Source organism: Thalassospira mesophila (assembly GCF_002115755.1).
GTDB classification, from domain to species: Bacteria; Pseudomonadota; Alphaproteobacteria; order Rhodospirillales; family Thalassospiraceae; genus Thalassospira; species Thalassospira mesophila.
The window spans coordinates 402,516-425,719 of record NZ_JFKA01000004.1; the positions used below are offsets into that span (position 1 = coordinate 402,516).

At 54.8% G+C, this 23,204-nt stretch carries 24 protein-coding genes; 13 read left to right on the forward strand and 11 right to left on the reverse strand.

What is annotated here, in order from left to right:
• Positions 1 to 129: 129 nt before the first annotated feature.
• Both TMES_RS11990 and TMES_RS11995 read left to right on the forward strand, forming a co-directional pair.
• The gene (locus TMES_RS11990; protein ID WP_085582899.1) at positions 130 to 795 is read left to right on the forward strand and encodes a GntR family transcriptional regulator; all 666 of its coding nucleotides are present in this window, start codon (positions 130 to 132) and stop codon (positions 793 to 795) included.
• A 144-nt stretch (positions 796 to 939) separates the two neighbouring features.
• Complete coding sequence (locus tag TMES_RS11995) at positions 940 to 1,641, forward strand: nitroreductase family protein (RefSeq protein WP_085582747.1); 702 nt, start codon at positions 940 to 942, stop codon at positions 1,639 to 1,641.
• Between the two features lie 98 nt (positions 1,642 to 1,739).
• Here the strand turns inward: TMES_RS11995 and TMES_RS12000 are convergent, their stop codons facing one another.
• The 3 genes from TMES_RS12000 to TMES_RS12010 form a co-directional block, all read right to left on the reverse strand.
• The gene (locus TMES_RS12000) at positions 1,740 to 3,053 is read right to left on the reverse strand and encodes an ATP-binding protein (RefSeq protein ID WP_342746310.1); all 1,314 of its coding nucleotides are present in this window, start codon (positions 3,051 to 3,053) and stop codon (positions 1,740 to 1,742) included.
• Between the two features lie 92 nt (positions 3,054 to 3,145).
• Positions 3,146 to 3,871 carry a response regulator gene (locus TMES_RS12005; protein WP_085582749.1) on the reverse strand — a complete coding sequence of 242 codons (726 nt, stop codon included), beginning with the start codon at positions 3,869 to 3,871 and terminating at the stop codon, positions 3,146 to 3,148.
• Positions 3,872 to 4,017: 146 nt separating this feature from the next.
• Positions 4,018 to 4,536, reverse strand: coding sequence for a MarR family winged helix-turn-helix transcriptional regulator (locus TMES_RS12010; protein ID WP_085582751.1), 519 nt, complete (start codon positions 4,534 to 4,536; stop codon positions 4,018 to 4,020).
• A gap of 113 nt (positions 4,537 to 4,649) precedes the next feature.
• Here TMES_RS12010 and TMES_RS12015 point away from each other — a divergent pair, with 113 nt between their 5' ends.
• On the forward strand, positions 4,650 to 5,546 hold the full coding sequence (locus tag TMES_RS12015; RefSeq protein WP_085582753.1) for a branched-chain amino acid aminotransferase: 897 nt from the start codon (positions 4,650 to 4,652) through the stop codon (positions 5,544 to 5,546).
• 85 nt (positions 5,547 to 5,631) lie between these two features.
• Here TMES_RS12015 and TMES_RS12020 read toward each other — a convergent pair whose 3' ends face one another.
• On the reverse strand, positions 5,632 to 6,258 hold the full coding sequence (locus TMES_RS12020) for an NAD(P)H-dependent oxidoreductase (protein ID WP_085582755.1): 627 nt from the start codon (positions 6,256 to 6,258) through the stop codon (positions 5,632 to 5,634).
• 224 nt (positions 6,259 to 6,482) lie between these two features.
• Here TMES_RS12020 and TMES_RS12025 point away from each other — a divergent pair, with 224 nt between their 5' ends.
• Positions 6,483 to 7,427, forward strand: a complete 945-nt coding sequence (locus tag TMES_RS12025) for an AraC family transcriptional regulator (RefSeq protein WP_085582757.1) — start codon at positions 6,483 to 6,485, stop codon at positions 7,425 to 7,427.
• An 87-nt stretch (positions 7,428 to 7,514) separates the two neighbouring features.
• On the opposite strand, the gene hemF is transcribed toward TMES_RS12025, so the two are convergent.
• Together hemF and TMES_RS12035 are read right to left on the reverse strand one after the other, a co-directional pair.
• Complete coding sequence (gene hemF / locus TMES_RS12030; RefSeq protein ID WP_085582759.1) at positions 7,515 to 8,378, reverse strand: oxygen-dependent coproporphyrinogen oxidase; 864 nt, start codon at positions 8,376 to 8,378, stop codon at positions 7,515 to 7,517.
• Positions 8,375 to 8,848: a tRNA (cytidine(34)-2'-O)-methyltransferase gene (locus TMES_RS12035; RefSeq protein WP_143589636.1), complete on the reverse strand. Its 474-nt coding sequence runs from the start codon at positions 8,846 to 8,848 to the stop codon at positions 8,375 to 8,377. Before TMES_RS12035 ends, hemF begins: the two co-directional genes overlap by 4 nt.
• Before the next feature lie 395 nt (positions 8,849 to 9,243).
• On the opposite strand from TMES_RS12035, the gene petA reads away from it, so the two are divergent.
• The 4 genes from petA (at position 9,244) to TMES_RS12055 (ending at position 12,653) form a co-directional block, all read left to right on the forward strand.
• Positions 9,244 to 9,792, forward strand: coding sequence for a ubiquinol-cytochrome c reductase iron-sulfur subunit (gene petA, locus TMES_RS12040; RefSeq protein WP_085582763.1), 549 nt, complete (start codon positions 9,244 to 9,246; stop codon positions 9,790 to 9,792).
• A gap of 11 nt (positions 9,793 to 9,803) precedes the next feature.
• Complete coding sequence (locus TMES_RS12045; protein ID WP_085582765.1) at positions 9,804 to 11,072, forward strand: cytochrome b; 1,269 nt, start codon at positions 9,804 to 9,806, stop codon at positions 11,070 to 11,072.
• Complete coding sequence (locus TMES_RS12050; protein WP_085582767.1) at positions 11,065 to 11,835, forward strand: cytochrome c1; 771 nt, start codon at positions 11,065 to 11,067, stop codon at positions 11,833 to 11,835. The genes TMES_RS12045 and TMES_RS12050 overlap by 8 nt, the downstream gene beginning before the upstream one ends.
• Before the next feature lie 191 nt (positions 11,836 to 12,026).
• Complete coding sequence (locus TMES_RS12055) at positions 12,027 to 12,653, forward strand: LysE family translocator (RefSeq protein WP_085582769.1); 627 nt, start codon at positions 12,027 to 12,029, stop codon at positions 12,651 to 12,653.
• A 62-nt stretch (positions 12,654 to 12,715) separates the two neighbouring features.
• Here the strand turns inward: TMES_RS12055 and TMES_RS12060 are convergent, their stop codons facing one another.
• Together TMES_RS12060 and TMES_RS12065 are read right to left on the reverse strand one after the other, a co-directional pair.
• Positions 12,716 to 13,543, reverse strand: coding sequence for a substrate-binding periplasmic protein (locus TMES_RS12060; RefSeq protein WP_085582771.1), 828 nt, complete (start codon positions 13,541 to 13,543; stop codon positions 12,716 to 12,718).
• Positions 13,544 to 13,791: 248 nt separating this feature from the next.
• Positions 13,792 to 14,598 carry a methyltransferase domain-containing protein gene (locus tag TMES_RS12065; RefSeq protein WP_085582773.1) on the reverse strand — a complete coding sequence of 269 codons (807 nt, stop codon included), beginning with the start codon at positions 14,596 to 14,598 and terminating at the stop codon, positions 13,792 to 13,794.
• Between the two features lie 111 nt (positions 14,599 to 14,709).
• Here TMES_RS12065 and gloB point away from each other — a divergent pair, with 111 nt between their 5' ends.
• Positions 14,710 to 15,480, forward strand: a complete 771-nt coding sequence (gene gloB / locus TMES_RS12070; RefSeq protein WP_085582775.1) for a hydroxyacylglutathione hydrolase — start codon at positions 14,710 to 14,712, stop codon at positions 15,478 to 15,480.
• Positions 15,481 to 15,576: 96 nt separating this feature from the next.
• Here gloB and TMES_RS12075 read toward each other — a convergent pair whose 3' ends face one another.
• The gene (locus TMES_RS12075; RefSeq protein WP_085582777.1) at positions 15,577 to 16,824 is read right to left on the reverse strand and encodes an ROK family transcriptional regulator; all 1,248 of its coding nucleotides are present in this window, start codon (positions 16,822 to 16,824) and stop codon (positions 15,577 to 15,579) included.
• A gap of 231 nt (positions 16,825 to 17,055) precedes the next feature.
• On the opposite strand from TMES_RS12075, the gene TMES_RS12080 reads away from it, so the two are divergent.
• The 4 genes from TMES_RS12080 (at position 17,056) to TMES_RS12095 (ending at position 20,831) form a co-directional block, all read left to right on the forward strand.
• Positions 17,056 to 18,087, forward strand: a complete 1,032-nt coding sequence (locus tag TMES_RS12080; protein ID WP_085582779.1) for a sugar ABC transporter substrate-binding protein — start codon at positions 17,056 to 17,058, stop codon at positions 18,085 to 18,087.
• A 174-nt stretch (positions 18,088 to 18,261) separates the two neighbouring features.
• The gene (locus TMES_RS12085) at positions 18,262 to 19,344 is read left to right on the forward strand and encodes an ABC transporter permease (protein WP_085582781.1); all 1,083 of its coding nucleotides are present in this window, start codon (positions 18,262 to 18,264) and stop codon (positions 19,342 to 19,344) included.
• Positions 19,341 to 20,138: an ATP-binding cassette domain-containing protein gene (locus TMES_RS12090; RefSeq protein WP_085582783.1), complete on the forward strand. Its 798-nt coding sequence runs from the start codon at positions 19,341 to 19,343 to the stop codon at positions 20,136 to 20,138. Before TMES_RS12085 ends, TMES_RS12090 begins: the two co-directional genes overlap by 4 nt.
• 27 nt (positions 20,139 to 20,165) lie before the next feature.
• Complete coding sequence (locus tag TMES_RS12095; protein ID WP_085582785.1) at positions 20,166 to 20,831, forward strand: nucleoside triphosphate hydrolase; 666 nt, start codon at positions 20,166 to 20,168, stop codon at positions 20,829 to 20,831.
• A 182-nt stretch (positions 20,832 to 21,013) separates the two neighbouring features.
• Here the strand turns inward: TMES_RS12095 and phbB are convergent, their stop codons facing one another.
• The gene (gene phbB, locus TMES_RS12100) at positions 21,014 to 21,736 is read right to left on the reverse strand and encodes an acetoacetyl-CoA reductase (RefSeq protein ID WP_085582787.1); all 723 of its coding nucleotides are present in this window, start codon (positions 21,734 to 21,736) and stop codon (positions 21,014 to 21,016) included.
• A 254-nt stretch (positions 21,737 to 21,990) separates the two neighbouring features.
• Positions 21,991 to 23,163 (reverse strand): acetyl-CoA C-acetyltransferase, encoded by a 1,173-nt coding sequence (locus TMES_RS12105; RefSeq protein WP_085582789.1) that lies wholly within the window; start codon positions 23,161 to 23,163, stop codon positions 21,991 to 21,993.
• Positions 23,164 to 23,204: the final 41 nt, after the last annotated feature.

Consider the following 23,204-nt stretch of genomic DNA (forward strand, 5'->3'; position numbering starts at 1 on the left):
TTTGTGTAAAATATTGTCTGACAATATTGTCATAAGTATTTTCCTTACCTGCATCGCAATATGTGGCCCACCTTGCCCAAAGGCAAGCCAAACCCGGCCAATTTGGCCCCCAAGCCCGGAAAAACACCCATGCCCGCACAGAACAACGCCCCTGCTGTTCAACATGTTTGTCAAATCATTACACAGGCGGTACGCGACGGGCGGCTGGCTCCCGGCCAACGCCTGACCGAGGCCGAATTCACCCAAAAGCTGGCGGTAAGTCGCCCCACGGTGCGCGAAGCCTTTCGCCAGCTTTGCAGCGATGGCTTGCTGATATCCGAACCCCATCGCGGCGTTAGTGTAAGGCAGCTTACACGGCGCGAACTTGATGACCTGTTCATTATTCGCGCAACGCTGGAGGCACTGGCCGTGCGCCTGGCGGCACCAGCCCTGCATAGTGCACCAGAACGGCTGATCGCCATTCAAACAGCCCTCGACAAAGCCGAAAACGCCGGCGACCTTGGCGAAATGTCGCGCCACAACATCGCCTTTCATCAGTTGTTTGCCGATGTCAGCGGCAACACCATGCTGTTGGAAATGCTGCACAGACTGGCCAATTCGGTTTATTGGCTGCAATTTCGGGTGCTGGTAGCTGACGACAAGGTTTTACACAGCAATGCCCAACATCAGGAAATTACAGCGGCTATCCTTGCCGGGAACGGTAACCTAGCGGCAAGCATCATGGCAAACCATGTCGACCAGTCCCGCCTGCTTGTACAGTCGCTTGATGATTTCTATTTTGCCCCGGCCAGATAACGCCTACGCAGACGCCGCGCAGGCGATTCCCCCGCCTGCCGCCACCAGTTCACAGCTCACCAGAATTCAGAACTGATTGCGTGGCAAAACCAAACCCTTTAACATTGTCAGACAATATTAACTGACAATGTTAAAGGGTTTGCCATGACCGCGTCCTCAAACTCCCCGGCCTATAGCCCCATCCCGTTGCCCGATTATCGAGAAAAGCCGCTGTCGCAAATGCGCGCTGATGCCACCGCATTTTACGAGGAAATTCGCACCCGCCATACCATCCGTGAATTTTCCGACCGGCCGGTGCCGCGTGACATTATTGAAACCTGCTTGCGCGCAGCGGGCACAGCGCCCAGCGGGGCCAACCATCAACCATGGCATTTCGCCGTAATTGGCGATACCGATATGAAACGTAAAATCCGCCATGCAGCCGAAGAAGAAGAACGCGCCTTTTATGCCGGGCGCGCCGGGGATGAATGGATCAAGGCGCTGGCACCGCTGGGCACCGATGACAGCAAACCGTTTTTGGAAATCGCCCCGTGGCTGATTTGCATTTTTGGTGAACGCAAAAGCAAATCGACCGATGGTGAAATGCGCAAAAACTATTACGTGCCCGAATCAGTATCCATCGCCACCGGCTTCCTGATTGCGGCCCTGCACCGCGCGGGCCTGGCCACCTTAACCCACACCCCAAGCCCGATGGGATTTCTGGGCGAAATTTGTGGCCGCCCGGCGCAAGACAAACCTTACCTCCTGCTGGTCACCGGATACCCGGCACAGGATGCCACCATTCCGCAACATGCCACCCTGAAGCGCGCACTTGGCGATATCGCGACGTTTTTCCCGGCAGGGTAACCTTGCAATAAAATGGCACGATCCGCGCCAGCGGATCGTGCCTGTAATTTGGTTTGGGCATATACGAGCACGCCGGGCGTGCAACCGGCAGCACCGCGTTATGTGCGTATCTGATGGCCGATAGGCAGGACCAACCGTACCCGCAGGCCGCCACTTGGGGCATCTTCCAGATACACCTCGCCGCCATGGCCGCGTGCTGAATCGCGTGCAATGGTCATGCCCAACCCCACCCCGCCGGTCGCCTGATTACGCGATTCTTCAAGGCGGTAAAACGGTTTGAAAACCTCTTCGCGTTTATCGGCCGGAATACCGGGGCCATCATCGTCAAATATAATTTCAAAATCATTGCCGCGCCGCCCGGCCCGGATCGACAGGTTGGTGGCATAGCGCCCGGCATTACCAATAATATTGGCAACACACCGCCGCACCGACTGACGGCGCAATTCCATCATCTGGTTGTCTTCGATATGCAAATCAATCTGGTCGCCATCGCGCAGGGCCTCGCCCACCAGATCGGTCAAAAGCTTGCCAATATCGGTTTCAACCGCTTGCTCGCCTTCTTCGCCGCGGGCAAATGCCAGATAGGCATCAACCATGCGTTCCATATCCAGCACGTCCTGCTTTAACGCATCCACGCCGGGCGACATGCCCTGCATGGCCAGTTCCAGCTTCATACGCGTCAGGGGCGTACGCAAATCGTGCGAGACGCCAGCCAAAAGAGCCGTGCGTTGTGACAAATGGCGCTGAATACGGTCGCGCATCGACATAAAGGAGGCGGCAGCAAGCCGCACCTCGGATGCCCCTTCGGGTTTGAAATCATCCACATTCACGCCGCGCCCAAACTGGTCTGCGGCCTTGGCAAGGCGGCGAATGGGCCGCACCTGATTGCGCATGAACAACACAGCAACCCCGTACAAGATCAGGGCCGTTCCAGCGATCCACATAAAGAAGATATAGGTGGTCGAGGTATAAAGACGCTTGCGCGGGGCGACAATCGACAACACCCCGTCGCGCAATTGCACGCGAATTTCCAGCAGGCGGTCATCAATTTCCAGATCAAAATAGAAAGGCCGGTCGAGGCGTTCTTTAAGGGCGGTAAACAGTTCTTCCGATACCAGGCCATAAGGCGGTTCGGTGATTTGTTTTTGCAAAATAGCGTCAGGTTCAAAAACCACATCAAGCTGCATGCGACGGCGCACATTATCGGTCATCGCATCAAAATGCGCCTGGTCCGGATATTGGCCGATATAATCGACCACATAGGCAACATCACCGGCCAAACCTCGGCTGAGCTGGCGGGCAATGGTATCCCAGTGCCGTTCAAAAAAGATCAACACCGTGACGATCTGCAACAAAAGCATTGGCGTCATCAGGATCAGCAAGGACCGCCCAAGCAGGCCCCTCGGCAGCAAAGATTTGATCCATCCGGTATAAGCGTTGCCCAAAACCGTCACCCTTTATCGATTTGATCGGCCATTAATCGCGTCCACTGCATTGCAGCAGTTCAATCTGTATAAAGGACATATCCCCGACCGCGTACTGTCTGCAAGTATCTTGGCTGTTTTGGATCATCTTCAAGTTTACGGCGTAGCCGTGTGACCTGTACATCAATGCTGCGTGATGCCGCAGGATCAGCACTGCCGCTGCCCCCGGTTAAATCAAAAAGCTGTTCGCGCGTAGTGGTTTGCCCGGTGCGGCCTGCCAGCGCTACCAGCAGATCCTGCTCGGCGGTGGTCAGATAAACATGTTCCCCGCCGCGTTGCAAAACCATGCGGTCCATATCAAACCGAAAATCGCCAAAGGCCACTTCCGAGACTGCTTTTTCAGGGATGTCGCCGGTTTCGGGACGCACACTGTATCGACGTAAAATCGCCTCGATGCGCAAAACAAGCTCGCGCGGCTCAAACGGCTTGGCCAGATAATCATCTGCCCCGGCTTCTAGCCCGGCGATGCGGTCGTCGGTTTCTGACAAGGCGGTTAACATCATGATCGGCACTTTCATGCCGCGGTCTCGCAGTGATTTTGCCAGATCAACGCCGCGTTCACCGGGCATCAACACATCAATCACCAGCAAATCAAATTCCAGCCCCTCAAGACGGGCGCGGGCCTCGGCGGCATCGCGGGCCACGGTAACCATAAACCCGTTTTCACCCAGATAGCGTTTTAACAAATCGCGCAATCTGTCATCGTCATCCACCACCAAAATATGCGGCGATCCGATTTCGGCCATTCAATCCACCTTTAACAGTCGCGCAATCGGCCTGTCAGAACCGTGCTGATTAGCCCCATACGCGCAACAATATAACCCGGCACCTGCGCCGCGCAATCCGTCTTCGTGCGGTAAAACCCAAAATACGGGCCCCTTTGGGCCACCAATTATCCTAACCGCCGCCGCAAGCCGTTTGGCAAAAACTCATCGTCAAACCGGGCCCGGTCACTGGCCCCCAGCATACCCAGCATTACTTTACGAAAACCTTCAACGGCTTCTGCCCCGGCTTCGCGGTAGGCATTGGCGATCAAAGTGCGCTGGTTTTCCGACAGTTTGCGTTCAAGCTCCTCGCCTTTTTCCGTTACCGTCAAAAGACGCTGGCGACGATCCTGAATACCGGTTTTCTGCTCGATAAAACCGTCGCGCACCAGTTGGCTTAGCACGCGCGAAAGCGACTGTTTGGTAATTTGCAAAATCGCCAGAAGGTCACTGACATTGATACCAGGGTTACGACTGACGAAATGAATAACCCGATGATGGGCGCGGCCGAAATTATATTGCTCCAATAGCAAATCGGCTTCGGCCGTGAAATCGCGATAGGCATAAAACAGAAGTTCCATGCCCTGACGAAGCTCTTCCTCGCGCAGGAAAAGCGGATTGACCTTGCGTGTCGAGATATCTGCCATGCTGTTCCGTTATGTCAGTTACGTTGACATATTAATCTATGAATGTTACTTCGGCTACATGTTTAGGGACATAAAGTTACGTTCAAGAGACCCTTTTAAATGGAATTTGGCAAATGACGACTCCTTCCTTTGATGACCGCGACGGTTTTATCTGGTTTAACGGCGAACTCAAACCCTGGCGTGACAGCACAGCACATGTGCTTAGCCATGCACTGCATTATGCCAGTGCCGTGTTTGAAGGGGAACGTGCTTATAATGGTAATGTTTTCAAGCTTGCCGAGCATGGCGAACGCCTGATCAAATCGGGCAAAATCCTTGATATGACCATTCCCTACAGCTCGACCGAGCTTGACGCTGCCGTGATGGAAACGCTGAAAGCCAACAATATTGTTGATGGCTATGTGCGTCGCATCGCCTGGCGCGGAAGCGAAATGATGGGTGTTGCCGCCCAGACCACCAAAATCAATGTTGCCATCGCCACCTGGCAGTGGCCCAGCTATTTCAAGCCCGAAGAACGCCTGAAAGGCATTCGTCTGGACCTGTCAAAATGGGCGCGCCCGGCACCAAACACCGCACCGACCGATGCCAAGGCCGCCGGCCTTTACATGATTTGCACCCTGTCCAAACATGAAGCCGAGCGCAAGGGCTATGCCGATGCCATGCTGCTTGATTATCGCGGTCATGTGGCCGAGGCGACCGGTGCCAATGTGTTCTTTGTCAAAGAAGGCAAACTGCACACCCCGACCCCGGATTGTTTCCTGAACGGCATTACCCGCCGAACGGTTATCGGCCTTGCCAAGGCGCGCGGCATTGATGTGATTGAACGCACAATCATGCCCGACGAAATGGCCGGCTTTGAAGAATGCTTCCTGACCGGCACCGCTGCCGAGGTCACCCCGGTTTCAGAAATCGGCCAGTATAAATTCACCCCCGGCCAGATTTCCAAAACCCTGATGGAAGATTACATGGCACTGGTGACCGGGCAAAAAGAAGCCGTCGCCGCCGAATAAACCGACCTTTGCCGGTTCCATAAACATCAAAGCCCGCCCTGACACCATCAGGACGGGCTTTTTGTTTATGCTGTTTTTGCAAAAATCAGGCCGACAGAGCATCCTGATTCTGTGCTGATAATGAAAAATACGTGGCAAGATGCGCACGCAAACGCACAACATCCTGTTCTATTTGCGGTGTTTTCATAACGTCATAGCACGAAAAGGACGGTACAATTTCGGCACCGCAAAACCGGTAACAGGCGGCAATATGCAAAAATGCATCGTCAACTGTTTTACCACGATAAAGAACCTGCGCATCGTTCCCGAATGCCACCTCCGGGGCGTTCCATGTCAGCGACATCATGAATTTTTTGCCCTGCATGTTGCCGCCCATGCCGTATTGGCGCGACGGGTCCTTGCGGCTCCGGCCATCATCGGTAATCAACTGCTTTTGTGCCAGGCCTTCATTAAAAACTTCGTCGAGATATTTCTTGTGGGTCCAAGGCGCACCAAACCAGTTTACCGGGCTTTGTAAAATAATCACATCCGCCCAAACATGTTTGGCAACTTCATCGGCAATGTCATAGCCATCGTCAATATATGACTGGCGCACATCATAGCCGGCGGCGCGAAACTCGGCATCAATCACCCCTGCAAGGTGCCGGTTCAACGTTCCCTCCGACCAGCCTTCGTAACGTTTGTGGGCATTGATAATCAGAATGTTTACCACGATTCTCTCCTCATAAATCCGCTCTGCTGCGGATGACCTTTGTGATGAGGACAGCTTACGCATTCTGGAAAAAATCTGTTTGCCAGTTGTGATGGCAGTTTTGCCTGAAACGCCGATAATGCATCAAACCCGGTGATCCATGCTATTGTTAAGGGCATATTTCCCCTAACAGTCAATTCAGGCGAAACACAAGGGCCACGAATAAGGATGCAAAGGGACAAGCCATGTCTGACGATGTAAAAAATCTGGCAAATGCCATAGCAAGGATTGCCCAAAAGGACGGAGAACATCCGATCCTGAATTCACGCGTCCGCCTTGTCCGCAGTTCTGATCCCTCCAGCCCCCTGCCCTGCATGTATTTCTTTGGCCTTGGCGTTACGGTATCGGGCAGCAAGGATATCATGATCGGGGAAAGGATCTATCCCATGCGGGCCGGGCAGGCCATGCTGCCCCCTGCCGATCTTCCGGTCATTACCGCGATCACCCATGCAACGCCAGATCACCCTTATCTTGGTTTATGGATTGATCTTGATATCCGCCTTATGGCCGAACTGGCGGTCGAGATACCAACACCGCCACACGCGCCGGAAACCGAGCTTTCCTGCATGCATGTCACAAACCTCGATAGCGGCATCAGCAATGCCCTGATCCGCTTGCTGGAATTACAAAACAAACCCGATCTTGCGTCCCATCTTCTGCCCGTCATTCAGCGCGAGATCACAATTCGCCTGTTGCACGGCCCTTTCGGCCCCTGTTTGCGCCACCATCTGTCGATGGAATCACCCGTTCAGCGCATTACCAGCATTCTGTCGTGGCTAAGGGAAAATTTCTGTCAGGATATAACCGCCGCCGCTATGGCCTCGCGTGCGAATATGAGCGCATCGACCTTTCGCCAGCATTTCAAATCGGTTACCGGCATCAGCCCGCTTCAATACCTCAAACAGATACGGTTGCTTGAAGCCCGCCAGTTAATGTTACATGACCGCGTTGATGCCGGAAGTGCCGCTTTTCATGTTGGCTATGAAAGTGCATCGCAATTCAGCCGCGAATATACGCGCATGTTTGGCGCCCCGCCGGTCCGCGATATCCGCCGGTTGCGTGAAACTGTTCATATGGGGGGCGACGTAACCCCGCAAACCGAAATTATTCCGGCGCAACACGCCCTTTAACAAAACGCATGATAACCGTTGCCCCGCAATGCCCGGACCAACGTTTTGTCATCACCAAAACCGGCGGCGAACCCACCGGCTTTCTGGTCAGGGCCAGTTCGCCATGGGCGGCAACGACATCAGGATGGCCTCGGTATTGCCCCCGGTCATCAGGCCAAAGCGCGTTCCGCGATCATGGAGCAGGTTAAATTCGACATAGCGCCCGCGTTTAACCAACTGGGCCTCGCGCTGGTCGATTGACCACGCGTTATTGTAATGACGTTCGACCAGCCGTGGATAAACATCAAGAAACGCCCGCCCGACATCGCGGGTAAAGGCGAAATTGGCGTCCCAGTCATCTTCCAGATAATCATAAAAAATGCCGCCCACACCGCGTGCTTCGTTACGGTGCGGCAGCCAGAAATAGTCGTCGCACCATTTTTTGAAACGGTCGTAATAATCATCGCCATGCGCGTCACAGGCGGCCTTAAACGCTCCGAGAAAATCGTTTGTGTCGGCATCATCGGGGAAAACCGGTGTTAAATCCGCCCCACCGCCAAACCACGCCTTTGACGTCACAATATGGCGGGTATTCATATGCACAGCTGGCACCAGCGGCGAACAGGGATGGGCCACCAGCGAAATGCCCGCTGCCCAAAAATTGGGGTTTTCATCAGCACCGGGAATTTCCTTGCGAAATTTTTCCGAAAATTCGCCATGAACCGTCGAAATATTAACCCCGACTTTTTCAAACACCCGGCCCCGCATCACCGACATTTCACCGCCGCCCTGCTTTTCACCCCGGTCCCAGCGGGTTCGTTCGAACCGCCCGGCGGGCCGGTCGGCCAGCGGGCCGGTATAGCTGTTTTCAAGCTGCTCGAACCGGGCGCAGATCTGGTCGCGCAGGGATTTGAACCATTCGACGGCTTGTGCTTTATGAATTTCGGTCTGGCGTGCGGTGGCGTCGGTCATTCAGAATATCCCGGAAAACTGTTGGTCTGGCGCAGGGCTTCGCCCAAGGTCATAGCCCCCGCCATCGCCACATTCAAGGACCGCATCCCCGGGCGCAGGGGAATTACCACCCGGGCATCGGCCGCCGCGTGAACCTGATCAGGCACACCCCGGCTTTCAGCCCCCAGCATCAAAATATCATCGGGCCGAAAATCAAAATCACAATAGGGCACCGCCCCCTTTGTCGTCATCAACACCAGCCGCCCCGGCAACGCGCCGGTTTTACGGGCATCGTCAAATGCCTGCCAGTCGGCATGGCGCTGATAATCAGCGGCATCGAGATAATCCATGCCCGCCCGTTTCAGGCTGGCCGAGGTCAGCAGGAAACCGCAAGGCTCAATAATATCAACGCCAACGCCCAGACAGGCCGCCATGCGAAGAATGGTGCCGGTGTTTTGGGGAATATCCGGCTCGAACAGGCAAATTCTCATGATTGATCAACAGACTCGCGCAATTTTGTGTAAATGGAACCAAAAAAATGTTACCAAAAGTTTCATAGCGTTACAGGAGTTTCCCGCTTCTGGAACAGGTCTTTCACTTAAGCAGCTTGTTATAGCGGGTATCTGAAACCGGTGCCAGCGCTAGGAAAAGCCTTGTTTGCCGTAGGGTTTTTATAATGCTTCCAAAACCACAGCGTTTATTAATACCGACCTTTCCCGCCAAGTTCTCCTTAACAAAGGCCATTATTGTTAGTATACGAAATTCGATTCAGGCCTGAAGGCCACGGGGACAGAAAACTTTTTTCAGTTTGAAACAAGTCAATGATCTTTGTGGTAAATTCAGGCATTCCGCATGCCTGTTTTGGGGGCAGAAAGAGGAATACATCATGTCGCAAACGGTGCAATCATCCGGGGATACGCCGGACGAGAACCGCAGGGATTTCCTGACCCTTGCGACCACAGCTGTCGGTGTCGTTGGCACCGGTATGGCACTGTGGCCGTTCGTGGACAGCATGAACCCGTCCAAGGACGTTCTGGCGCTGTCCTCGGTCGAAGTTAACCTGTCCAATATAGCCGTCGGTCAGGCCATCAAGGTCATGTGGCGCGGTAAACCCGTGTTTATCCGCCACCGTACCGAACGGGAAATCAAAGAAGCAGAAGACGTTGCATTGAACCAGCTGGTCGATCCCGAGACCGACGATGCACGCGTCCAAAAGAAAGAATGGCTGATTGTCGTCGGCGTTTGCACCCATCTGGGCTGCATCCCGATGGGGACCGCTACCGGGGAACCGCGTGGGGACTTTGACGGTTGGTATTGCCCGTGTCACGGGTCGCATTATGACAGTTCAGGTCGTATCCGCAAGGGTCCGGCCCCGTTGAACCTGCATGTGCCGACCTATACCTTCCTCACCGACACGTCGGTCAAGATCGGCTAAGGGAGTGTAAGATGAGCGCGCCTGTATGGAATAACAAAGTGGTAAAGTGGGTCGATGATCGTCTTCCGATCATATCGATGGTACACCACGCCGCTTATGAATATCCGACACCGAAAAACCTGTCCTACATGTGGAACTTCGGTTCGCTGGCCGGTTTTATTCTGGTGACCATGATCCTTTCGGGGATCTTCCTGGTGATGAACTATACGCCGCATGCCGATATGGCATTTGATTCCGTTGAACGCATCATGCGTGACGTGAATTACGGCTGGCTGTTGCGCTATTTGCACGTCAATGGCGCGTCGATGTTCTTCATCTGTGTTTATATCCACATTTTCCGTGGTCTTTATTACGGGTCATACAAAGCCCCGCGTGAAGTGCTGTGGTGGATTGGCATCCTGATTTTGCTGGCCATGATGGCAACAGCCTTTATGGGCTATGTGCTGCCGTGGGGCCAGATGTCGTTCTGGGGTGCAACAGTTATCACCAATCTGTTCTCCGCCTTTCCGGTCATTGGCGATCCGCTGGTGACATGGCTTTGGGGGGGCTTCTCGATTGGCAACCCGACACTGAACCGGTTCTTCTCGCTGCATTACCTGCTGCCGTTCGTCATTCTGGGCCTTGTGGTCTTGCATGTCTGGGCGTTGCATGCGGTGCGCTCGAACAACCCGACCGGCGTTGAAATCAAAACCCCGCAGGACAGCATTCCTTTCCATCCCTACTACACGATCAAGGATCTGTTCGGGATGGGCGTGTTTTTGATCATCTATCTGTATTTTGTGTTCTTCGCGCCAAACTTCTTTGGCGAGCCGGACAACTACATCATGGCAAACCCGTTATCGACACCCGCACATATCGTGCCGGAATGGTACTTCCTGCCATTCTATGCGATCTTGCGCTCGATCGATTTCAGTTTCCTTGGCATGCCGGCAAAACTGCTGGGTGTGTTGGCGATGTTTGCCGCGATCATTGTTTTGTTCGTCATTCCCTGGCTTGATACATCAAAGGTTCGCAGTTCGCGTTTCCGCCCGGTTTACAAATGGTTCTTTGTTCTGCTGATCATTGACTGCTTTGTTCTGGGTTATTGCGGGGCCAAATCGCCAGCCGACCCGTTCATGGGGCTGCAGGGACTTCAGGTAATTACAATGGGCCAGCTGGCAACATTGTATTACTTCTTGCATTTCCTGGTGATAATGCCTGTGGTTGGCAAAATGGAACGGCCAAAACCGCTTCCGGCAAGTATCAGCGAATCTGTCCTCAAGGGAGGTGCAAATGCGTAAATTTGCTCTCACCGCAATTGCTGCTGCATTCGCGCTGACCGCTTTTGCCAACGCATCGAAAGCCTCCGAAGGTGTGGTTCCGCCAGAAATGGACTGGAGCTGGAAAGGGCTTTTTGGCACCTATGACCGTGCGCAATTACAGCGTGGTTTTCAGGTATTCAAAAATGTCTGTGCAAGCTGCCACAGCATGCGCTATCTGGCATTCCGCAACCTTGAAGGTATTGGTTTTAACGACGACCAGGTCAAGGCGATTGCGGCGGAATATGATATCGAAGACGGCCCCAATGACGATGGTGAAATGTTCACCCGTTCGGGCAAACCGGCTGATCATTTTCCGTCACCCTTCCCCAATGCCAAGGCTGCTGCGGCAGCCAATGGCGGGGCAACCCCGCCTGATCTGTCGCTGATGGCCAAGGCCCGTGCGCACGGCCCGGATTATATCCATGCCCTGTTGACCGGCTATGAAGAAGAGGCACCTGCCGGTGTCGAAATGGCCGAAGGCAAGCATTACAACCACTACTTCCCTGGCCACCAGATTTCGATGCCGCCGCCCCTGTATGGTGACGATGTTGAATATACCGATGGCACGGAAGCCAGCATTGATCAGGAAGTTCAGGATGTTACCGCATTTTTGAACTGGATTGCCGAACCGGAGCTTGAAGCCCGCAAGGCAATGGGCATGAAAGTGCTGTTATTCCTGCTCGTGTTAACCGCGATGTTGTATGCTGTAAAACGCAAAATCTGGGCAAAAATCGAACATTAATCTGTTTGGTTCCAACCCGTTACCAAAGGCCGCCGGATTTTTTCGGCGGCCTTTTTATTTGCTTTTAATTTTCACCCGCCATGATAGAGAAGAAACACTGCGCACAGATGATTGATTGAACCGCCACCTCTGCGCGCGAAAATCGCCGTCCCCCGTTTTCCGCCACCCCCTATGCCGCAGGATACCGTCTTATGTCGCTGGACCAATATGGCCTGTATCTGGTTGCCGTTCTGATTGCTGTTCTCACGCCCGGCCCGGCTGTCATGCTGGGCATTACCAACAGCATCCGCCATAACATGACCACGTCCTTTGTCGGCGCGCTGGGCTGTGTAAGTGCCACCGGGCTGATGGGGGCATTATCGGCGATGGGGCTGGGTGCCATGATCATGGCATCGGCGATCCTGTTTGATATTATCCGCTTTGCCGGGGCGGCCTATCTGATCTGGCTGGGCCTTAAAATGTGGAAGGCCAGCGGCAAGGTTGCGGTCGATATTTCACCAGACCGCGTTGCCGTTCACCCCGGTTACCTGCGCTGCTATGTCCGTGGTTTTCTGATTTCGGCCAGCAACCCCAAGGCAATTGCCTTTTTTACCGCCCTGTTCCCGATGTTTCTTGACCCCAATGCCCCCTTGATGACGCAGTTTGCCGCGCTGGATGGCACCTTTGTCATTTTGTCGTTTTCATCAATTATGGGCTATGCCTTACTTGCCGCGCGCAGCAAGGATTTTCTGCTAGGATCCGCGCGCAAATGGTTTGACCGGGTCGCAGGCAGCATTTTTGTCAGTTTCGGTCTGGCTTTGGCTGCCAGCCACCGCTAACGCATGCTTCTTTTAACAAGTCCCATTTTGCCGATGATATAATCCGGTCACGGCAGTCCCGATCAGTAGATCAAATAGCTTTGCAATATCTGATCAATAACACCGTCCCGGTGCATTTGCAGCAACACCGCGTCCAGCGCCTTGGCGAAATCATCGCGATAGGGCCATTTACCCTGATCATCCGGGGCATAGGCAATGGCCCCCTGATGATGCCCCAACACGGCCGTTTCGGTTAATTTATTTCGAATATCGGCGGGGTTAATGCCAATTTTCGCCAATGCTGTTTCCGCTGCCAGCCGATCGTTGACATAACAGTCAATGCGCCCGGCAAGCAGGCGGCGCAAATTAATCTCGGCAGTGTGGGCTTCTTCCAGGGTCACCTCATGCAGGCGCGCCATCTCGAACAGGTCCTTGCCCGCCAGTTTATACCCCGACGTATTGCCAAATCGCGCGCCGATATAGTCAAACGGGTAATCCATCAAAACACGGTTGCGGACAAATTGCTGCGTACACATCACCACAACAGACTCATCAATGATCGGCACCGAATAACGGCCCACCCAGTCGCGCTTCGGATCAAGATAAGGCGGAAAAAACGCCATGATTTCGCCACGCTGCAACATTTCGATCCCGCGTTTAAACGGCACAGCCGCAAATTCAATGTCGTATTGCGGCAATTGTTCTGCCGCCCGGCGCAGCACATCGGTATAGGCACCTGCCATCACTGCCCCGTTCAAATAGGCATAAGGCGGGTCATTTTCCTCGCCATACAATACAACGCGCTGACGTGACCCGCTGGTCGCGTTTTGCGTCTGGGCCGATACCGACCCGGACTGAATGAGAAGAGTTCCAAAAAGCAGAAAAGTGGCAAGCGCAAAGCGCATCGACATGACGATGTCCGAAACAGTGGGCGATAAGGGGGGAAGCGGCGCCTGAGATAACAGCAATGCCGCAGCATGACCACTGCGATAGACGAAACCGAGACATGCACAACTGCAGGGTGATAGTTGCGCGACCAGATTTCGTCATATCGCGATATGACTTGCGGCCTTGCGCCGCAACGGATGTTAAAATCCTTCCCGCTTTGGGCCTGCCCAAAGCGAGCGAACCACCCTGCACCACTGATCGTTGGTGAGCTTTAGCTGTCTTTATCGACCGCCTTTAGCGTCGAGCAAAGGGCGTCGTGCAGGTCGTTATTATTGCCAACCTGATTACCGTCAACCGGGCGCATTGGCGGGACGGTTACGGGTATATGCACCAGCCGTCTTTTGTGCTGCGGCGTGCCGGTGCTGGCATAAAGCTGCTTGCCAGCCTCAACAATACTGACCCCGGCGAAGGCCTTGAACAGGCGCGATCCAACATTTTCAATGCCCTGCGACCAGCGCAGCAAAAACCGGTTGCGCGTCGGTGGCAAAAACAGGGCGCGGCTGTGTTGAACCGGCAAAAACATGTTTTCGCGCATCAGGTTTTGCAACTGGCTAACACTATAAGGATGGCCAAACCCGAACGGGGTATTTTCCGACCAGCTCCATAATGAGCTGCGGTTGGGCGTAACCACCACAATCCGGCCATTTGGCGTTAACACACGCCAGCATTCACGCATCAGGCGACGTTGCGAGTCGGAATGTTCAACCAGATGCACCAGTAAAATGCGATCCACCGAACTATCAGGTAACGGCAACATGGTTTCTTCGGTCAGGGCAACCTGGTTGGATTCACCGGCGGGCCAATGCACACATCCCTGCGGGGCGGGCATAAAGGCCATCACCCGTTCGGCCTCCCCCAAAAAGGGCCGCAAATAGGGCGTGGCATAGCCAAACCCCAGCACGCGCATGCCGCGCACATCCGACCACATCAGGCGCAGCCGGCGGCGAATAAGCCGACGGGCGGCCTGACCAAGGCTAGTGGCATAAAACCGGTGTAAATCGACAACATCCTGACGCATGGTCAAATCCTATCATTGTCCAGACGATGCGCGAAACAAATTGCAGCGCAATTGTTTCTGCGGCGCCACCCTGTTAGGCTTTGGTATGTTTTCAAACAAATGAGGCCAAAAATGTCGGCAGGTGACATCATCCTGATCCCGAACCGGTCAGACAATTACATCTATTTGCTGCGCTGTGCCAAGAGCGGCGTTACCGCCGTGATCGACCCCGGCGACGCCGCCCCGGTGATCGATGAACTGGAAAAACGCGGCTGGCAGCTTGATATCATTTTAAACACCCACCACCACAACGACCATGTGGGCGGCAATGCCGAGCTTAAGGAAAAGTACGGCGCAAAAATAATCGGCCCGACGGCAGAAGCCGATAAAATTGGCGGGCTCGATGTTACCGTTGCCGAAGGCGACACGGTTAAAGTCGGCGAGCTTGAGGCCAGTATTTACGATGTACCGGGCCATACTGCCGGGCATATTGCGTTTTATTTTCCGGCCGTTTCGGCGCTGTTTTCGGGCGACAGCCTGTTTGCCCTTGGCTGTGGTCGCCTGTTTGAAGGCACGGCGGAGCAAATGTGGCATTCGCTGATCAAGTTCCGCACCTTGCCGGTTGAAACCCGGCTTTATTGCGGCCACGAATACACCCTGAACAATGCCCGCTTTGCCTTAACGATTGAGCCGGAAAACACCGCCCTTCAGGCCCGCGTCAGCGCCATTGAAACCCTGCGCAAGGCCAACCGTCCCACCATCCCCTCGACCATTGGCGAGGAAATCGACACCAACCCGTTTTTACGGGCCGATGTCCCGCTGGTTGGCAAAGCAATGGGCATGTCGGGTGCCACCGCCGAAATCGTGTTTACCGAAATTCGCCATCGCAAGGATAATTTCTAATCCCGATACCGCAAAGCACCAGAGGGATGCCGCCAGATCCCTCCGGTCTCTCCGGTCTCGCATCCCCGCCACGGAAGAACGTTTCAGTGCGAAACCTCAGCCTTCAACCTGCTTGAACAACACATTCTGATCGAGCAGGTAGCGCGAAAACAGCGGCAGGCTGGCCGCACCAATTGCCCGCGCTCCGTTGCCAACCACCCCAGGTTCAACCCTTGGCATGGCAATGCCTTGTAAATCGAGCCCCATTACCGCCGCGCGCGTGGCGGCCACCACGCGGTCGCGCACATGTGCCGGAAACCCGCCATCGACAATCACGGTTTCAAAATCAATCACCGAACAAACCGATGTAATCGCCACGGCAAGGCTGCGGGCGGCCTGGGTGATCCAGCGATCAAGCTGCGGGCCGATGTCGTCCCAGCTTTCCGGGTCGCGCCATAACCGGTCGGGGTTAATGCCTTCAGCCGTCAGCATTTCTTCCAACACAAACAACGATGCCTGATCAATTAATTGCGACGGGTTCCCCGCCCGGTCCCCCACCGGCATAGACCCGAATGCCCCGGCATTGCCCGTGCGCCCGGCATAAACAGCCTGATTTAAAACCACGCCGCCGCCAATGAACGAGCCGATAAAAAAATAGGCGAAATCGGCGTAATTGGCCCCCTGACCAAACACCAGTTCCGCCCCGCAGGCCGCCGTAGCGTCATTTTGTAAAAACACTGGAAAAGAAACAATTTCGCCAATGTCTTCGACCAGATCAATTTCGCGCCAGGCATTCATATCGTGTTCCGGCGCGCCCATTTCATCGACCCAGTTCCACAGCTCGAACGGGGCGGCAATGCCCAGCCCGGCAATACGGGCACACTGGGCCGGGGTCAGCCGGGCGATCAAACTGTTAATCGCGGTGCGGACAAACTGGCGAATGGTGGCGGGGGTGGGGTATTTATAGGTTTCAATGCGCCGTTCACGCACCGTGCCGACAAAATCCATCAACACCAGATCGGCACTGCGACGGCCAATTTTAAGGCCAAACGAATAGGCCCCATCGGGGTTAAGCGCCATTGGCACCGACGGTTTGCCCACCTTGCCACGCACCGGTTCCCCACGCTTCAAAAGCCCGTCACGTTCCAGCGCGCGAATGATGACAGATGCCGTTTGCGCCGATAACCCCGACAACCGGGCAATGTCGGCCTTCGACAGCCCTGCCGTGCGCCGTACCAGCGATAACAGCAAGCGTTCGTTATAGGCGCGCACCCGTATCTGGTTCGCCCCGCCACCGCCGTGCGGCCCGCCATGAACTGGTGCTGCACCGACCGCATCCGCGCCGAGGCTCTGGTTTTCAGGCATGATGTGTCCTCCCATGCGGCACTTTCGCCTTTATTGTTATGGGAGGCAAGATCGCCAATTCTCATTAATAAATCAAATGGATTTATTAATTGACAGCCCCCCACATTTGGTGTGGTGTATTGGCAGACAGCCGCCCTTAAAGGTTGAAAATAACAACCACAGCGACTGTCTTGTCGATCCATAAATGGCAAAAATGCCTTTGAAATCAGGGAAATCCCTGGGAGGAAACAGATGAAAAAAGCACTTCTTGGCGCAACCCTTGGTGCGCTTGCCCTGTCGATTGCCGCCTTGCCCGTTCATCAGGCCAAAGCCGATGAAATTGGTGCCTGCCTGGTCACCAAAACCGACATCAACCCGTTTTTCGTCAAAATGAAAGAAGGGGCCTCGGCCAAGGCCAAGGAACTGGGCATCAACCTTTCGACCTATGCCGGTAAAATTGACGGCGACCACGAAACCCAGGTGCAGGCGATTGAATCATGCATTGCATCGGGTGTCAAAGGCATCATGTTAACCGCGTCTGACACCAAGGCGATTGTCCCCGTGGTTAAAAAAGCCCGCGATGCCGGAATTCTGGTTATCGCGCTTGATACCCCGCTTGAACCGCTTGATGCTGCCGATGCCACCTTTGCCACCGACAATTTCAAGGCGGGCGAATTGATCGGCCAGTGGGCCAAAGCCAAAATGGGCGACAAGGCCGAGGATGCCAAAATCGCATTTCTGGACCTGTCGGCCAGCGCCCCGTCGGTGGACGTGCTGCGCGATCAGGGTTTCATGAAAGGCTTTGGTATTGATATCAAAGACGAAAACAAAATTGGCGACGAAGACGATGCCCGCATCGTTGGCCATGATGTGACCAGCGGCAACGAGGAAGGTGGCCGCAAGGCACTGGAAAACCTGTTGCAGCGCGATTCCGGCATCAATGTTGTTTACACCATCAACGAACCCGCCGCGGCTGGTGCCTATGAAGCCCTGAAAGCCTTTGGCATGCAGGAAGGTGTTTTGATCGTATCGATTGATGGCGGTTGCCCCGGTGTGGAAAACGTCAAGGATGGTGTTATCGGGGCAACATCGCAACAATACCCGTTGCTGATGGCGTCCAAAGGGATCGAGGCCATCAAGGCATGGGCGGATTCGGGCAAAAAACCGGAAAACAGCGACGGCCTGAATTTTGTCAATACCGGCGTTAATCTGGTCACCGACCAGCCAGTCGACGGCGTTGAATCAATCAGCGTTAAAGAAGGTCTGGATCGCTGCTGGGGCTAATAAACCGCACCCCGCATCGGTTGACCGGGGCGGGCACCCTTCCGCCCCGGTCCAGAACACATAAATCCTTACCATGTCAAACGGCCCCGCAGGCACCCGAACCGGGTTGATCTTGCACTGCATGCAGTCTGTTTCCCCACAGGACAGAGCGCACACCGGGCCCCGGAGGAAGCGATGAGCGACGATACCCGTACGCCGCGCAAACAGCAGGAATTTGAACAGGGATTGGGCCGCAGTGACAAAAGCGTTGCTGCGTTTACGCCTCATAACCGGTCTTTCCTGCAATCGACCCAGCATCTTTTGCACGGCCACCCCACAATGATTCCGGTCATTGTGCTGATTTTATCGATTATCATTTTTGGCGCACTGGCCGGGCCCAAGTTTTTTTCACCGTTCAACCTGTCGCTGATTGTACAGCAGGTTTCAATCATTGGCATTCTGGCTGCTGCCCAAAGCCTGGTGATCCTTACCGCCGGGATTGACCTGTCGGTCGGCGCGATCATGGTTTTAATGTCGGTCATCATGGGGCAACTTGCCGTAACCATAGGTGTTCCCACCCCGCTTGCCATTCTTATCGGTTTTGGCGGGGGCGCACTGGCCGGGGGCATGAACGGTTTTCTCGTCACCCGGATCAAACTGCCGCCTTTTATTGTCACCCTCGGCTCCTGGAATATTTTCTTTGCCCTTAATTTGTGGCTGTCCAATGCCCAGTCGATCCGCAGTCAAACACTTGACGAAGTCGCTCCGCTGTTAAAACTGTTTGGCGAAACCATCGCCATTGGCGGGGCGCGCATTACCTATGGCTCGATCCTGATGCTGGCGATTTTTGCTGTTCTCTGGTTCATTTTGAACCACACCGCCTGGGGTCGCCATGTCTATGCCATTGGCGATGACAAGGAATCAGCCGAGCTATCGGGCATTCGCACCAACCGTACTCTGATATCGGTTTATGTGCTGGCCGGTGTGGTGTGTGCCATTGGCGGCTGGGCGTCAATCGGGCGTGTAGGCTCGGTCTCGCCGCAAAGCTTTCAGGAAGCCAATTTGCAGTCGATCACAGCGGTGGTGATTGGCGGCATTTCGCTGTTTGGCGGGCGCGGCTCCATCGCCGGGCCGTTGATTGGCGCGCTGATTGTGGGTGTGTTTAATTCCGGCCTGCGCATGGTCGGGGTTGATGTGCTGTGGCAATTGTTTGCCATTGGCTGGCTGACCATCATTGCCGTTGCGATTGACCAGTGGATCAGAAAGGTATCGTCATGAACACGACATCCCCTGCCCCCCAACCGGTTTTGTCCGGGCGTGGTCTGGTCAAGCGTTATGGCCGCGTCACCGCCCTTGATAATGCCGATTTTGATCTTTATCCCGGCGAAATTCTGGCTGTTATCGGCGATAATGGTGCGGGAAAATCATCCCTGATCAAGGCTTTGTCCGGGGCAATTTCGCTTGATGAAGGTGAAATACAGCTTGATGGCAAACCGGTTCATTTTTCATCCCCGATGGATGCCCGCGAAGCCGGTATTGAAACGGTTTATCAAACCCTGGCCCTGTCACCGGCCCTGTCGATTGCCGATAACATGTTCATGGGCCGCGAAATTCGCCGCCCCGGTTTTGCCGGCAAGTTCCTTAAAATGCTGGATCATCCGGCAATGCAACGCATTGCACGCGAAAAGCTTAATGATCTGGGCCTGATGACCATTCAAAACATCAATCAGGCGATTGAAACCCTGTCTGGCGGGCAACGCCAGGGGGTGGCCGTGGCCCGGGCGGCGGCCTTTGGCTCGCGCGTGGTGATTATGGATGAACCAACCGCCGCCCTTGGGGTTAAAGAAAGCCGTCGGGTGCTGGAATTAATACAGGATGTACGATCCCGCGGAATGCCGATCGTGCTTATTTCGCACAATATGCCCCATGTATTCGAGGTCGCCGATCGCATCCACATCCATCGGCTGGGCAAACGCCTGTGCACCATCCAGCCCAATGATTATACCATGTCCGATGCCGTTGCGTTCATGACCGGGGCGCTCGAAGCCCCCGAAATTGCAGCAATGGCGTAAAACACCATCAGGAACACCCCGCCGCAAATGCCCCATAACTTTGATTCCGGTCTTGATCCCGTCCTTGATCCAGATCTCGACCACATCGCATCTCTCATTGCCAACCATCCGTCCGGCAACACCCGGCTGATGGTGGCAATCGCTGGCGCCCCTGCTTCGGGCAAGTCAACCCTGTCCGAACGGCTTTATCACCATCTGGGGGGTGATGAAGCCGGGGTGGCCATCGTGCCGATGGATGGTTTTCATTTCGATGATGCCATTTTGCGCGCGCGCGGCGATCTGGCCCGCAAAGGGGCCCCGCACACATTTGATGTTGGCGGCTTTGCCCGCTGTCTTGAGGCCATCAAACGCGATGACGCGGATATTTATGTGCCGGTGTTTGATCGCAACCTCGAACTGTCGCGCGGGTCGGCGCGCTGCATCTCAAAGGCTCACCGCATCATTCTGGTCGAGGGAAATTATTTGCTGCTTGATCAGGCCCCGTGGAAGGATCTGATATCCCCCCTGCTTGACCTGACCCTGTTTCTCGACATTCCGTTAACCGTGCTTGAAGAACGGCTGATTGACCGCTGGCATCAACAAGGCTTTGATACCGAAACGGCCAAACAGCGTGCCCTTGGCAATGACATCCCCAATGCACGAACCGTGCAAAACCACAGCCGTCCACCCGACCACATCATTCGCCTGCTATAACGCGGGTTATTAAATTAACCGTCCCCAATCGCCCCGCATCCGTTATCAGGCGATATCGGCACGGGATGGGCTTGGGATGGGCTTGGGAGAAGCACGCGACTGGCTAATCTATTTGGTCCCAAACCACCAACACTCCGGAAAACCGGGGTGTTGGTGGTCATACTACCCGCTGATTTTAACAATCAGCCCATATGTTGGCCGCCATTGATCGACAGGCACGAACCGGTAATAAAGCCCGAGTTTGGCCCCGACAGATAAAGCACAGCCTCGGCAATTTCGTCGGCTTCGCCCAGTCGGCCCACCGGAATTTTACCAATAATGCTTTCCAGCACCTTTTCAGGCACCGCCGCCACCATGTCGGTATTGATGTAGCCCGGCGCGATGGTGTTAACCGTGATGCCCTTGCGCGCTACTTCCTGGGCCAGCGACTTGGTAAAGCCGTGCACACCGGCCTTGGCTGCCGAATAATTGGTTTGGCCCATTTGGCCTGCCTGACCATTGATCGAGGAAATATTGATCACCCGGCCATACCCGCGCGAGCGCATGCCTTCAAGAACCGGCTGGGTCATGTAAAACAACGAGCCAAGGTTGGTTTCAATAACCGCCCGCCACCCTTCGACCGACATTTTGTGCATAAAGCCATCGCGGGTAATGCCGGCATTATTCACCAGCACGTCGACCTGGCCCAGTTCCTTTTCCACCTCTTTAATGCCCTGTGCGCAGGCATCGGGGTCGGCGACACTCCATTTAAAAGTGGCAATCCCGGTTTCGTCGCTGAATTTCCGGGCGGCATCGTCATTTCCGGCATAATTCGCGGCCACGAGAAAACCTGCATTTTTAAGGGCAAGACTGATCGACTTGCCAATGCCGCGTGTACCACCGGTAACCAGTGCAATTTGGGTCATTGCAGACCTCCCTAGAAACAGTTTTTAATAACAGCCCTGATTAGCCAGAACCGCATCTTCACTTGCCCTTTGCGCCAGACCAAGAATGATTTCAGGGTAACCGCAAAGTTAATCTGGCGCCATGATCCACATCATAAGTTGAATAATACAAACCCATAACGCCCCAAAAGACAATCAGGGGCACCGCCAGATGGGCAACCATCAACGACACCCCTGACCCTGAATTCAGATGGCAGAAGGTGACTTACCCGCCATTAACGTTCCACGCACAGGGCAATGCCCATGCCGCCGCCAATGCACAAGGTCGCCAGACCTTTTTTGGCATCGCGCTTTTGCATTTCGTGCAGCAAGGTAACAAAAACGCGTGCGCCCGAGGCCCCAATCGGATGGCCCATGGCAATGGCACCGCCATTGACGTTTACCTTCGCAGTATCCCAGCCCATATCGCGGTTAACCGCAATCGCCTGGGCAGCAAAGGCTTCGTTGGCTTCGATCAGGTCAAGGTCATCAACACTCCAGCCGGCTTTTTCAAGCGCCTTGCGCGATGCCGGAATCGGCCCGCTGCCCATGATCGACGGATCAACACCGGCCGTCGCCCAGCTTTTGATTTTCGCAAGCGAGGTCAAACCGCGGCGGCTGGCTTCTTCTGCCGACATCAACACAAGGGCAGCCGCGCCGTCATTAATGCCCGATGCGTTACCTGCGGTTACGGTGCCGTCCTTGGAAAAGGCCGGGCGCAATTTTGCCATACCTTCAACCGATGCGCCGTGGCGCGGATATTCGTCGGTATCAAAAATGGTCTCGCCCTTGCGATGCTGAATGGCAACCGGGGCAATTTCATCGTTAAACCGGCCCGCTTTCTGCGCGGCTTCGGCCTTGTTTTGCGAGGCCACGGCAAAAGCGTCCTGCTCTTCGCGGCTGATATCCCATTTCGTGGCAACGTTTTCGGCGGTGTTGCCCATGTGATAGCCGTTAAACGCGCACCACAGGCCGTCCTTGATCATGGTATCGATGAATTTCACATCGCCCATTTTATGGCCGTCGCGCAAATGCGCAACATGGCCGGACATGCTCATATTTTCCTGGCCACCGGCCACAACAATGGTGGCATCACCGGTCATAATCTGCTGGGCGGCCAATGCCACCGTACGCAAGCCCGACCCACAAACCTGATTGATCAAAAACGCCGTTGCACTTTCGGGAATACCGGCACCAAGGGCGGCCTGTCGGCCCGGGTTTTGCCCCTCGCCTGCGGTCAGAACCTGACCTAAAATAACTTCGTCCACAGCACCGGCTTCGACACCGGCGCGCTCCAGAGCCGCCTTGATCGCGATGGTTCCCAGCGCATGGGCCGGTGTGCCAGACAGCGTGCCGTTAAAGGCACCAATTGGTGTCCGTGCGGCACCAACAATTACGACCTCGGTCATGAAACCCTCCGAAACTTTTGTTTTGCGTTTACTCCCGGCCC